Source organism: Paenibacillus sp. J22TS3 (assembly GCF_018403205.1).
Lineage (GTDB): Bacteria > Bacillota > Bacilli > Paenibacillales > Paenibacillaceae > Fontibacillus > Fontibacillus tuaregi.
The window spans coordinates 412,091-424,693 of record NZ_BOSF01000002.1 but is presented as its reverse complement, the minus strand read 5'-3'; the positions used below and the strand labels follow the sequence as shown (position 1 = coordinate 424,693).

At 45.3% G+C, this 12,603-nt stretch carries 11 protein-coding genes and 2 tRNA genes; 3 read left to right on the top strand and 10 right to left on the bottom strand.

Annotated features, from left to right (window positions below; all coding sequences use genetic code 11):
• Positions 1-216: 216 nt before the first annotated feature.
• A complete protein-coding gene (locus tag KJS63_RS07850; protein WP_213618635.1) occupies positions 217-2,535 on the top strand; it encodes a helix-turn-helix transcriptional regulator in 2,319 nt (772 codons plus the stop codon).
• Positions 2,536-2,773: 238 nt separating this feature from the next.
• Here KJS63_RS07850 and KJS63_RS07845 read toward each other — a convergent pair.
• The 7 genes from KJS63_RS07845 to KJS63_RS07815 all read right to left on the bottom strand — a co-directional run bounded on the left by KJS63_RS07845 (position 2,774) and on the right by KJS63_RS07815 (position 8,428).
• Positions 2,774-2,857: transfer RNA gene (locus tag KJS63_RS07845), tRNA-Leu, on the bottom strand.
• Positions 2,858-3,034: 177 nt separating this feature from the next.
• Positions 3,035-3,238 (bottom strand): hypothetical protein, encoded by a 204-nt coding sequence (locus KJS63_RS07840; protein ID WP_213618634.1) that lies wholly within the window; start codon positions 3,236-3,238, stop codon positions 3,035-3,037.
• Positions 3,239-3,429: 191 nt separating this feature from the next.
• Positions 3,430-4,425 (bottom strand): nitroreductase family protein, encoded by a 996-nt coding sequence (locus tag KJS63_RS07835; protein WP_213618633.1) that lies wholly within the window; start codon positions 4,423-4,425, stop codon positions 3,430-3,432.
• On the bottom strand, positions 4,426-5,961 hold the full coding sequence (locus tag KJS63_RS07830) for a monooxygenase (RefSeq protein ID WP_213618632.1): 1,536 nt from the start codon (positions 5,959-5,961) through the stop codon (positions 4,426-4,428).
• 99 nt (positions 5,962-6,060) lie between these two features.
• Positions 6,061-6,537 (bottom strand): MarR family transcriptional regulator, encoded by a 477-nt coding sequence (locus KJS63_RS07825; RefSeq protein WP_213618631.1) that lies wholly within the window; start codon positions 6,535-6,537, stop codon positions 6,061-6,063.
• Positions 6,538-7,046: 509 nt separating this feature from the next.
• Complete coding sequence (locus KJS63_RS07820; RefSeq protein ID WP_213618630.1) at positions 7,047-7,589, bottom strand: PadR family transcriptional regulator; 543 nt, start codon at positions 7,587-7,589, stop codon at positions 7,047-7,049.
• Positions 7,586-8,428, bottom strand: coding sequence for a sialate O-acetylesterase (locus KJS63_RS07815; RefSeq protein ID WP_213618629.1), 843 nt, complete (start codon positions 8,426-8,428; stop codon positions 7,586-7,588). Before KJS63_RS07815 ends, KJS63_RS07820 begins: the two co-directional genes overlap by 4 nt.
• A 290-nt stretch (positions 8,429-8,718) precedes the next feature.
• Here KJS63_RS07815 and KJS63_RS07810 point away from each other — a divergent pair, with 290 nt between their 5' ends.
• The gene (locus KJS63_RS07810; RefSeq protein WP_213618628.1) at positions 8,719-8,943 is read left to right on the top strand and encodes an SHOCT domain-containing protein; all 225 of its coding nucleotides are present in this window, start codon (positions 8,719-8,721) and stop codon (positions 8,941-8,943) included.
• 24 nt (positions 8,944-8,967) lie between these two features.
• On the top strand, positions 8,968-9,795 hold the full coding sequence (locus tag KJS63_RS07805; RefSeq protein ID WP_213618627.1) for a DJ-1/PfpI family protein: 828 nt from the start codon (positions 8,968-8,970) through the stop codon (positions 9,793-9,795).
• A gap of 258 nt (positions 9,796-10,053) precedes the next feature.
• Here the strand turns inward: KJS63_RS07805 and KJS63_RS07800 are convergent, their stop codons facing one another.
• The 3 genes from KJS63_RS07800 to KJS63_RS07790 all read right to left on the bottom strand — a co-directional run bounded on the left by KJS63_RS07800 (position 10,054) and on the right by KJS63_RS07790 (position 12,445).
• Positions 10,054-10,899 (bottom strand): hypothetical protein, encoded by an 846-nt coding sequence (locus KJS63_RS07800; RefSeq protein ID WP_213618626.1) that lies wholly within the window; start codon positions 10,897-10,899, stop codon positions 10,054-10,056.
• Positions 10,900-11,276: 377 nt separating this feature from the next.
• Complete coding sequence (locus KJS63_RS07795) at positions 11,277-11,984, bottom strand: GNAT family N-acetyltransferase (protein WP_213618625.1); 708 nt, start codon at positions 11,982-11,984, stop codon at positions 11,277-11,279.
• A 373-nt stretch (positions 11,985-12,357) separates the two neighbouring features.
• Positions 12,358-12,445, bottom strand: a tRNA-Leu gene (locus KJS63_RS07790).
• Positions 12,446-12,603 lie beyond the last annotated feature (158 nt).

The following is a 12,603-nucleotide window of genomic DNA, read 5'->3' as shown; positions in this document are numbered from 1 at the left end:
TTTTGAACAGCCTCTTATAGCCTTACCTTACCGAGCTCTCACCGCAACGCCAATTCCGGCAAGCTCCAATTTTTCCTGCAAGCGCGGATTACCGAACTTCCCAAAAACAACACTCCCCCCGAAAATAACCGATTCTCCAGACGGGAATGCTCGTTATGCTATAATTAATAATCTAACAATGATAAGAATCGGGAGTTATAACGGGGGATTCGAGCAATGAAGTTCAGACTTCCACTTTTCACATCGTTGAAGCGGCACCCTACTTATATGAAACTTATTTTTTATTTTGTCAGTGCAAACGTGCTGGTTCTGGCTATATCTTTTGCGCTGCTCTATTGGCAGTCTTCCCGGACGCTTCTGGAAGAGATCGGCGATCATTCCGAATCCTTGCTAGTGAACAGTGCCCGGAACACAGCGCGACTGATCGAGTGGTCTTTGGAATACAGCTTCTCCTCCAGCGATGACAGTACCCTCAAGGTAAATGCCCTTTCGGATCAATACAGCGATTTTGAAACTTATGAGGTATGGAGACGGCTTATCGACATTAAGAACGCCAATCCGTCTATCGATTCGGTATACCTAATCAACGATTACACAAATACTGTAGTAGATTCCAGACTTGGATTGAGTGATGTGGAAGATTTTTACGACCGGGACATTATTAAGCGCTTACAGGACCCGGCTACAGCGGATCACAGCGTTCTCATTCCGAGAACCTTGTCCATTCCGCTTGTCGGGATTAAGACCAAAGAAGTGATTAGCATCGTAAGATTTTACGAAAAAGGCAGTTCCATCTCGGCTTTCGTTCTGAATATAGATACTCATAATTTAATGACCCTGCTTCAGAACAATTCGAATTATGAGAACAGGTCGGTCACCGTTCTGAATGATCGGGATGAGAAGGTTTTTAGCAGCATTCCTTTGAATCAGGAACAAATAACGGAGCTCAGGAACCAAGAGAATAGGAGTAAAAGCGGATGGAAGTTGTTTCAGCCCCGCAATCAGGAAGAGCAGCTGATGGTTTACGCAGGCTCCTCCATTAAAGGGATTCAGGATTGGACCTTTATCGAAACTATCCCGAAGTCTGTCATTTTGGGAAAAATCACTGTTCTTCGCAACACAAGCCTGATCTTGTTCCTCATGCTGTTCATAGCATCATTGACCGTTATCGTTCTGGTTTCCAAGCGGGTGTACTCGCCTATTCAAGAACTGATTAGCAGAGTGATGCGGCAGCATCAAGCTGAAAAGCCCGGCGAAGGATATAGCGCAAATGAACTTGACTACTTATCCAATGTATTTACAGCCCAACACAAGCAGATTTATGAACTAACCAAGCACTGGCGGCATACTAAAATTCTGGGTAGGGAGCGTTTTTTACGGGATTTTCTGGGGGGGATCTACCATACGGTAGAGGAAATATGTGTTCAATTTCAAGAATGGGGAATCACTCTGCCGGAAGATCAGTTGTCGGTGGCCATCTTCCGAATCGACCACTTCTCGGAATTCACGGGGGCCTATCCGGAGAAGGACCGGCGTCTACTCCGATTTGCAATGTCTAATATTATCCAAGAGTCGCTGCAATTTTCCAAGCACAAGCTGCAAACGGTGGACATGGGGAACGATCACGTGGCGGTTGTCTTATCGGCTCCAATGTCCGAAGAATATACGAAGAAGCTGCAAGTATCTAAGCAGTTAATAGAGCAGTATTTGTCCATCGGCACGACCGTCGCTTGGGGTAGGACGTTGCCCAGCCTGACCGACATGCACGAGGTATATATGGAGACGTATGAACTAACGCACGAACGGTTCCGATTCGGGCACGGAGTGCTCATCATGAAAGCATGGCTGGCCGACGCACCAGGAGAACTGTATCATTTGCCTGTGGACAAAGAGCGGCAGATCGCTCAGGCTCTTTCCAAGGGTAATGCGGATGCGGTTCTGGAAATCGTACGCTCAGCCGTGGTCAAGCTGCGTGGACTGCCCTATTTTGAATGTAAAATGTCGTTGATTACCTTGTTTATGAACATACGCCGACTCATGCAGGAGCACTCCAGTCAGCCGCTGCCCCACTCATGGGGACTGACTTCCATCGAAAATCAGATCATACAGCAGGAGACGATGGAAAACGTAGTGCCATGGATGGAAGCGCTTATAGCTAAGACGCTTGAAGACATTGAGGCTGCCCGCAGTCTGTCCAAGAACGCAGCCCTAATCAAGCAGGCGGACGAGTTCATTGAAGAGAAATTAACCGATTCGAACTTATCGGCAAAAATGCTGGCCGACCATTTGGGTCTATCCGTGAACTATTTCCGCAGTTTGTATAAAGCGGAGACAAATCAGTCGATTACGGAGAAGATCTCGGAGAAGCGCCTAAATTACATTTGTCAGGAATTGCTTGCCTCCGACTCGCCGATTGAGCCGATCATCCAAAAATACGGATTTTCGTCGCTTAACACGTTTTATTCTATCTTCAAAAAAGTGTATGGAATGACGCCAGCCCAATATCGGAGGATGCATAAGAACGGAAACTGTTGATGTGCAGCACAAGCCTTTCAAGACGTTCATAACCGAGATCAGTGCTTGAAGAAATAATTATGGCTTTGACACTGTGGTGTTCGTGTCGTGGTGTTCGTGTCGTAGTGCCCCCCTGCTGCCTTTGCACGACTATTCCTTTCATTCAGGGGCAGATCGTCATCCTGAGTTTCATACTTTCTGTTTACACAAAAACGGCTCGTAATCGCCTAAGCAACTACGAGCCTATTTGTTAAATTGATGCGGTCGAGAGGACTCGAACCTCCACGGGGGTTAGCCCACACGGACCTGAACCGTGCGCGTCTGCCAATTCCGCCACGACCGCATATCATGATTTCATCTGTATCAGATGAAATTCAAGGGTGATTTTTGCAAAAGCAAGTTACTAACTTGAATCAATCACCGTAATTAAGAATATATCATACTCATGCTTAATAAGCAAGCATTATATTGATTTTTATTCAGAGCGCTCTTTTCCAACACCGAAATACTTTCACACTACCTACCTCGTAACCTTACGGTCTCTGCTGACAAACATATTAACTAAAAAATGAACCCCCAATACCGCTAACAATCCATAGCCAATAACAAGAGCAGCGGGTCCTTTCATAACCAAAAACGAGAATAACAGAACAAGAAAAATGTACGTATAAAATTCATCGGTCAAATCCATAAATGCGTTTACGAACCTACGATTTTTAAACACGGACATCCTCCTTTAAAAGTGCGAGCTCATATCTGCAAAACAATGTATTATTTCTAATACTTAGTATATTCCCTTTTCCAAAATTATGAAACCCAAGCTCTTGGATTTCCCTGAAGGAAACCCAAGAGCTCGTTCATGTTTAAGTTGGCTGGGTCTACAGTAATCACGCTCTTCCTCGCTTCACAACGACCTTACAACAATTCAAAGGCAAGGTCCGGTGAGCTCTCTGCCTTCACAAACTCTACAGTTTGCTCAGGATCACCTATTTCCAGCACGGCGAGAATGCGTTCGTCTTGTTGAACACCAAAACGGCGGGTGCCAGTTCTGTCATAAATCCAGTCATTCATCGTCATTCGCACATAAAGTTTGTTTTCCTGTGCGAGCAGAAGGAAATTTTGCATAAGACAGCTTGCCGCCGCAAAATCTTCCTCCCTTTTATGTGGATCAGAATCTTCATTCACAACCAGGATCAAATAGGCTGAAGCCTGATCCTGCAGCCCGGACATCATGTCCGTCCTTCCAGATCCAACAAATATAAACCGCCAGGGCTCCCGCATTCCATCGTTAGGAGCCCACACAGCCGCATTTAATAATTCCAGCACGCCAACTTCGGAAGCAGGTTGATCGTTCAAGCTGGTCCATTTCTTTTCTGCCCGGGTTCGCGCTCTGGCTTTGGGAGTTTTGTCAAAGTATCCAAGGTGAAAAATACCTACGAGTCTCTCATTGGGCTTAATTTTCAACAGATGGAATACTTCCTTGCTCTGCATCGTGGGCTCCGTGTCCCACAGCACACCAAGCTGTCGCTGCCAGGCAAGCAGCTGGAAATTTTGCATAGTGCCGCAAACTGCCGCATAATTCATGTCACTTTTCCTTCTGTCCGCATCTGTAGTGGCAATGATAGCGAGATGGCCCGGAATATCGGTAACTCTTCTGCGAACAAAATCCCGTACTTTCTCAGGCAGCCACTTAACGAGTTTATTGTTCACCAGTGGCTCAAGCATGCAGCCAGCGAGTCGTTCCCTGGAGTCTGCCGTTCCCGCATACAGGCACCGGAAATCTGCGGTCTTCCCGGTTGGATACAGCTCCCTAGCTGCACGAAGCAATTCTAACACCAACTCCTGATCGACCTGAGTTGGATTGAATTTGCGTATGCTTCTGCGCTCTTTGATCAGTGTCATCCATTCCATTTATTTTATCCCGGCTTGTGCCCGGCCTAAACCGCCTTTCAAGCTCCTCCAGTCCCCGAGCCAACGAACAACACCATCTCGAATCTTTCCTGCCGGGTCCGATTCTGACACAGACACCGCCCAGGCGATATGACCGTCCGGACGAATCAAAGCGGTGTGAACATCGTGCCAATTGGCCGCTTTCGCCGCCAAGGAAGCTTCGATCACTTGAAGATGCTCATAACCATCCCACTCATCACAGCTATTCACACCCGAAGACAGCTGCAGCAAAAGAAATTGGCCGGTCCGAAGCAGCTCATAAGAACTTGCCAAACGGCCGTTCTTCAGCCGCAGCATTAATTCTGGCGAACGTTTTCCATTTAAAATATGGGGCGGCGCCGAGTCATCAGGCGCATAGTGCACATTCATCGCGGAAACTTGCTCTGCCATCTGATAGTTGGCCTCCGGCTCAAGGAGCAGTTTGGACAGAATGGCCCGCAGCTCCATCACGCCTGGACTTGTGTCGAGCAGCGTAAACTGCGCTTCTGTATTCTTTAGCAGCCCCGTGCTCCAAGGAAGCCGCTCCGCTTGATAGCTGTCAAGCAGCCACTCCGGTGCCCAGCCTTTAATCGCTCCGGCGAGTTTCCATCCCAGGTTCATCGCTTCCTGCAAGCCCACATTCATCCCCTGCCCTCCCGCAGGAAAATGAATATGTGCCGCATCTCCCGCAAGAAACAATCGCCGTTCCCGCAAACGGCTCGCTTGCCGCGTGGCATTCCCGAAACGGGACATCCATTTCACCTCGGTAAGACCAAAGTCGCTTCCCGCCGTACGAATAAGCGAGGAACGCAATTCTTCAATCGTAATTGGCTCGTCTTTAGATACAGCCGATCTTTCCGGATCAAGAATTAATATCCGATAAGTCGTTGCATCAATAGGTAGGATCGATACGATCCCCTGCTCTGTCATGCGGGACTTAACGCTCATTGGAGGAAGGCCGGGAAGGGAGGCATCTCCCAAAATAGCCATAAACGTCGCATTGTGGCCTTCGAACGGAATGTCCGCTTGTTTTCGAACCAAACTTTTAGCGCCATCCGTGCCGACGACGTATCTGGATCTTAGCGTGCCTTCACCCTGAGGGCCCGACATCCGCACATCAACACCTTCTCCATCCTGATGTACCGACAGGGCTTCTGTCTCCCTCCGTATTTCTACACCCAAATCGAGTGCCCATTGTTCAAGCACTTTCTCCGTTTCGCTTTGGGGCAGAAAAAGCGTATAGTTAGAGGAAGAATCTAAAACGGAAAAATTCAAAGGTGTATCCAGAGAGGCAAAGTGTCCTGCAGGCAATCGGCGTCCTTGTTCCAATAGTTTCGATTTTATGCCCCGCATATCCAGAATCTCCAGCGTCCTTGGATGTACAGTAAGCGCCCGCGAGAACGGCGTTGTATTTTTTAATCGCTCGAGGATGCACACCTTAACCCCAGCTAATGCCAGCTCTCCTGCCAGCATCATGCCAACAGGTCCACCACCAATCAGTATCACATCATAATCCATTAAAATGACCTCATTTCTCTAAAACCCGTGCATGAGGATATAAGCGGCATAAGCCAGTCTCAGCAGGCCATGAATGGATCAATCAGCGTCTTCATCCCCTTAACGATAGAGGTCAGCCATATCTCCAAATAATCGCTTAATAAAATCAAGCTCGGATTCGCTGTATTTGTCCAAAAATTCGTACATCCTCATCTGCTCTTTGTTATGGAGCTCATCATGATAAGCAAAAAGCTTTTTCCCGGCTGCCGTTAGCCGGAAATATACTTCTTTTTTGTTATCGCTCAGCTGGGTCTTGCGCACCCAACCCGCCGCCAATAACTTAGTGGTTATCTTTGAGGTGTTCCCCTTGCTCAAATCCATCTTTTCGGCGATGGAAGTGACATTAATCGGTTCCTGCTCACCAATGCACGCAATGGTATGCAGCTCCGTCATGTTAATGCTGACTCCTAATTCAACCAATTTTTGGAGCCTTTCAAGAAAAACGCCAGCTAGCCGGGACTCATATTGCTCTTTTTGGTGAAGGAATTGAATGAAGTTTTCATGGATGGTGGCTTTGATGATCTCGTTCGTACTCATAATTACGCAAACCCCTCGATTCATTTTTCTTCATTATAACCAAATTTAGTTTCACAAGAAACAATATGAGTATACCCAGGGCATCCCCTTCCTCTAAAAAAACAGTCGAACCCATTTCTAAGGCTACTCCAGCTCCCTTCTGATATTTATTATAGTTTCCGTTGAATAAATATAACTACCTTTCACAAAGGGGTTTAGCGACACATTTAATTAATATTTATTCATGTGAAACAATATTATTTTAAGGTTTAGTTTATTCAATGTCAAATTCCCTGCAAGATCCAGCTCCCCATTTGTTTCCGCTTGTTCTTAACGATTTCTTAATCCACTTGCGAGCCGTTTCCCGTTCCAACTCCTTGGCAAGTACAATTTGAAAAAGGCCCATGACGTTTCACGCCATGAACCTTTGCCATCTAATATTGCCAATTACGTTAAAACTCTCCTCTGCTCAAGGACTGCTGCTTTCAATTGTCAATTTGGCACCTCTAAATCTTAATTTTTGCTTCTTTTTACTTTGCAATATGTCCCTCTACCTCTGCTCTCAATTGTTCAAACCATTCTAAGTTAACCAAGTGATGGGAACGGGAATTTTCGTTCATTCGGCGGTAGTAATCGATTGTGCCGGGAAGTTCTTGTGTGCTGGACAGGTATTCATCAAGGAGGGCGATTCGGGTTTTAGTCTGGTCTATTTGCGATTGGATCAGTTCCAGCAATTTTCTTTTGTCGTATTCATCGGCAAAGAGCAGCGCCCCATAAAATTGCAGATTTACATATTCTGATTTGGTACCGTATTTGACCATTAATTTTTCGAATTTAGCCATTCCCGATCCGGTGATTTTAAAGTTCCGAGTTTCGCGCCCGCTGGTTGAAGGATTCTGCTGAATCTGCTCAATCCAACCTTTTTCTTCAAGCTGCTGCAGATTGTAATAAAATGAGCCTTTTGTGAAGTTTACAATGTAGTTGTAATGACGTTTTTCCATTAAGGCCAGCAGTTCATAGCCGTGAGCACCGGGGTTTTGGATGAGCAAACCAAGGATGAGCAAGGGGATCAAGATTGCATCACCTTCGCCATCAACGCCTCGAATTCTGCATACGTGATTTTACCCGAAGCCAGATCTAGGCTATGAAGGTAAATCTGTTCTGTTTTCGAATAATCGCGCTCCACATTCAGCGACTGCTCCTCCCCAGGGAGGGGTTCCATGACATGACACTTTTTCGAAAAAGCCTCGAAATAACGGTAGCCGAATTTGCGCTGTGAAACCGCGTCTAAATGAATGCCATCAGGATTCGCCGTCAATTCCGATGCTGTCACAAAATAACAATTTTGCTGTTCGTTAGCGAACTGCTGCAATTGCTCATTGACCTGTCGATATTCTGTCGCGTGCTGTCCAAAACCGCTTTTCCCAAGGAAATCACCAAGTCCGCCAATGATGAGCGGCACCTCAACAAGATTCAATTCGTTTCTCAGTGTCTCGATAATAAGGCTTAATTTCTCGTAATAAGTTTCATGCAGCGAACGATAACTGTCACTCTCACCCTGGTGCCAGAGGATTCCGCAGATTTGACTGGACCGCAGGGCGAAGCGGGCTTCGGACAAAGCATGCTGAAAAAGGATGCCTTCCGGATGCCAGTCATCCAAGGAACTCCCCCCTTCCGCACAAGGAATCAAACCAATTTCTTCATCGGGATTGGCTTTCGACCAGGCATCGGCAAAAGACGCCGCCAGGCTTACACCAGAAACCGGACGGTCGTAATTAATCGGCTCTGTCATCATCTGCCACTGTCCATTGCGCAGCATTTTTATTTTTTCACTATAGATAGGATCAACTTCATGCAAAAATCCACGACCCGCCATATTAGACTGGCCCAACATTAAAAATGACTTTATCATTTAGTATTCACTCCTTCGCATCCTATTATAGTCTAATTAGACTAATAAATATAGATTACAATTTCTCCACTACAGCTAATTTTTACGCTCATTTGGATTACATAGCTCAAATCAATCAGAAAACTAACGTTATCCACCCGATTTGCGATGAAGTGTTTATTGTTTTGTGACCTTTTTACACCTTTGTTTGAGATATTCATTTGATATGATTCTTCTTGCGTACAAGGAAGGCAAATATCGCGGTTAGTGACTTGTCCTCCACGCAGTAGACTGGATGAAGGAGGTTTTCAATGGGATTGGAACATGGCAATTTCTCATTTTTTCCATTCGGAGTTCTATTTTGTCTCACGCTTTTTTGTTTTGTGGCACTTCGAATTTATGCGATTCGTCACCGGCGGGACTGGGACTACAATCAAAAGGATCGTGACATCACATCGATTCTAAAAAGCCGAATGGCCAGGGGTGAAATTGACGAGACGGAATATCGCAGGCTGAAGGATCTTTTGATAAAATAACAAATCGAAAGGAACAGGTATAAGATGAAAAAAATACTAGGATTGCTTACCTCTTTGGCACTAGTTCTAAGTCTGGTTTCCTCTACAGCAAGTGCCAAACCAAATGAAAATAATAAGGCATCTAAAGACAAAAGCACGCATGTTCAAATCGTTTTATTCGATGGGTTCGATCTGCTGGACGCCTTAGCGCCCTACGAAGTATTCGCTGCCGCGGGCATGTACACAAAAGGAGCAATTACTGTAGAATTGGTTTCTGCAGAAGGCAAGCGTTCTGTCCCAAGCGGTCTGAATGGTCCCTCTCTCGAAGCTAAAGCCGCATTGGACCCAAAACGTCCGGGAATTATTTTGGTGCCTGGGGCTTCAGGCAAACCGGCGGGGAATTCGGAAGACGCTATTCCAAATATATTAAAGCAGGCCATGAAGACAGGCCTACCGGATATGTTGAAACAGGCTTTTGACAATAAGGAAGTCACTGTGGCTACGGTATGTGGAGGCACATTGCTGCCAGCCATGAAAGGTTTGTTAAAAGATAGACATGCGGTGACCAATCATATAGGCATGGCTGCATTGGGAGCTCTCGGCGCAATCCCGATTGAGGCAAGAGTCGTTGAAGATGGCCCCCGTTTCGTGAGTGGGGGAGGCGTGACCTCGGGACTGGACGTGGCTTTGTATTTGGTTGATCGTGAATTGGGACCCCAAGTTGCGAATTCCGTAGAAAAGTTATTTGAGTATGAGAAAAGAGGCACCGTGTGGAAAGCGGAAGATATTACTCCAGTCGACTTTAATACGAGTCCGCAAGTGCCTGAACAAAAACAACCCGCTGCTAATTCCGCTAGCAATACCCAAAAGTGAGGGATAGGGTTCAGATAAAATAATGTTGTAGACCGAACCGACAAGGTTATTATCCAATTATGGATGAGTGCAAAAATCCAAAAATCAGGGATCTGGCAGTTTTTCTGTCAGGTCTTTTTATTATATTTATTAAACATACAAAAAATAGGCTTCCATACTGCCCAGTGAGCAGCTTGGAAGCCTATTGCGTTATTCCCGGCGATCCTAGAAGTTCTCAATTTTGATTCCGAATATTTATTACTCCTCCAGAGAGTGGTTTTACCTTTGTTCAACTATTCGTTCTCCGTTAGCGGATAAGTTATCTGTTTCGAGGATTCTATCCAGATCATGTGATGCTTCTATAATCGCTGGCCCCAAATTACTTAGCCATTCGGAATACTCAAGTAGTGTTACCATGGATGGGTCCTTCCTTAGCTTCTTGCATCTCTTCAAGTTCTCTTTCCATCGTCCATTAAGATGTAAATATCCCCAGTCTGCCGCTTGGCTTTTAGACAAAATGTTACCTTCCTGCCACCAAGCTATAAACTTGGAAGCTAACAGTAGCCAGTCCACTGAATGTAGACTATTTCCCTTGCCGTACATCCGCATGCACGTGGCATATTCCTTAAGGAAAATAATGAACTCTTCCCTCGAGTACGAGGGTATATTATCCTGCTGGGGCTCGCCATATAACAAGATACTCTGCTCCTTGATCGTGTACTGAGTGAATATATCTAATTGATTCTCCATCCAGATGGTTTCGCGCATTGTTCCCCACCACAAGCCACATCCCTTTCTCCCATTCAGCATATTAACCGTAAGAAAGGCACCCTCAAGCATATCGGTGTAAAGATTGGGTTTCTGGTTACCAACGGTTATTCTAAGAGGGGACGATCTATAAACTGCTCTTAAATTATTTAGAAGCTCAATCTCATTTTGGTTAAGGTCCTCTCCAATTAATACGAGAAAATCCAAATCCCCGTATCCCGGAGATAAATCATTATGAAGGGCAGAACCGTAGAGGTAAATGCTCTGTAACTTCATATTAAGAATCAATTGGATATCATTTACAAATAAGGATAAGGTTCGGTCAAGTGTTTCGTCTTCAAATGATGGGATAAACATTAAGTATATGACACCCCTTTCAAAATTTAAGTTAATGCGGTCGAGGGCTCTAACCTCCACGGGGGGTTAGCCCACACGGACCTGAACCGCATATGTAATTGGGAACCTAGCGCACAACAAGTTAAGGATGAGGAACATAAAACCCGCGAAGAGTCTTGTAGAATCAAGGTTTTCGCGGGTTTTTTCGTCTTTTCCAAGCGCCGCAAGGCTTCCCGGAAAATCATCAAAAAGCGGCCGATTTTGGAAGTTTGCGAGAACTCAGAGAGAACGCTACCAGAACCCAGCCGGCTCTCTATCATTGCTTACACTCTTGCTCATAAAGCCCTCCCTAAACTGAGGGAGCCATTTAGAGAATCCTTAGTTGCAATCTCTACACATTAGCTAAAGTCTAAATCCACTCCATACTGTCTAAGTTTCAACTTTCTTGCTACAGCTTGAGAGGCAAGATTGCTCCATGCGGTGCTGTATAAAGCAACCCTCCCCTGATTTTGTATCTCGGCTGCCCAGGCTGTCGCTGCCTCCATACCATAGGCTCTGCCGCGGAAATCCCCGGCGGTGTGTAAACTCGCTTCAGCAGCAATAGATGAGCTTCTAGCGCTGCTGCACAAGGACACGGCAGCTTGATTTCGAATAACTGCAAAAGCAGGCTGTCCAAAGATAACATCATTGACAAAATCAGAAAAATAAGGTTCTAAAAGTTCTATATTCATCTGCGTAATTTTTATCGCTTGTGTCGAACGACCTCTCATGTCAGGGAAGACATAGGCTGGCCCAAGATAGACATGATCAACAGGTCTCTCCTTATTTAAAATACGTATAATATCAGCTATATTAACTCTATTTGGAGCATCTACCCAAGGTGCTTTTTCGACAAACTGTTCCAATTCATCTTTAACGTCTTCATCCAGTGTTTCATGATACCCTGCAACATTACCTTGTTTGGTGATACCCATGAAAAATCGAGGTGCGCTCTCAACACTAGGTTGGTTTATTGTGGTCATTCGCCCAACCTCGTTGTGCTTAAATAGGACGTTTACTTGGGTTACCATAAGTTCATAGTCAGTCTGTAAAAATGGATTATTCAATTTAATACCCCTTTTAAAGGGAAACACGCTGGTTTATGGGCTAGTAGGCGCTATCCCCCGTGAAAAGTTTTGCCCAGATTAGTGTTTTCTTCATCAGACCACCCCATTGAAATACATTCCCTGTACCTACAAAAAATCCTCGATAAAATAAACAGGGAATGATTATTCGACAGTATAATTCTGATGATTTCACCTGTCAACTTAAGCCCATACTTCCCGCACAAGCGGACTTTAGATTCAAATATACTTCGGGCTCTGTAGAGTTCCAGAATTTCTTCTGCTCAGGCAATGAGCATCAGTCTAAATATCATAAATAACAAAAAGGTTTCCGTTCTGCTAGAAAAAGCAGATCAGAAACCTGTCATTTATGATATGGTGCGGTCGAGAGGACTCGAACCTCCACGGGGGGTTAGCCCACACGGACCTGAACCGTGCGCGTCTGCCAATTCCGCCACGACCGCTCATTTGTCTTTCGCAAAGGTATTCTCTGCGGCGACAAGAAATATCTTATCACGCATATCCTAGCAAGTCAACAACCAAATTAAAAAATTATTACCATTGATATTTTTTCGGAAATCAGGATAAAATAAGAACATAAGTTCGTATTAAGGTGGTGGCT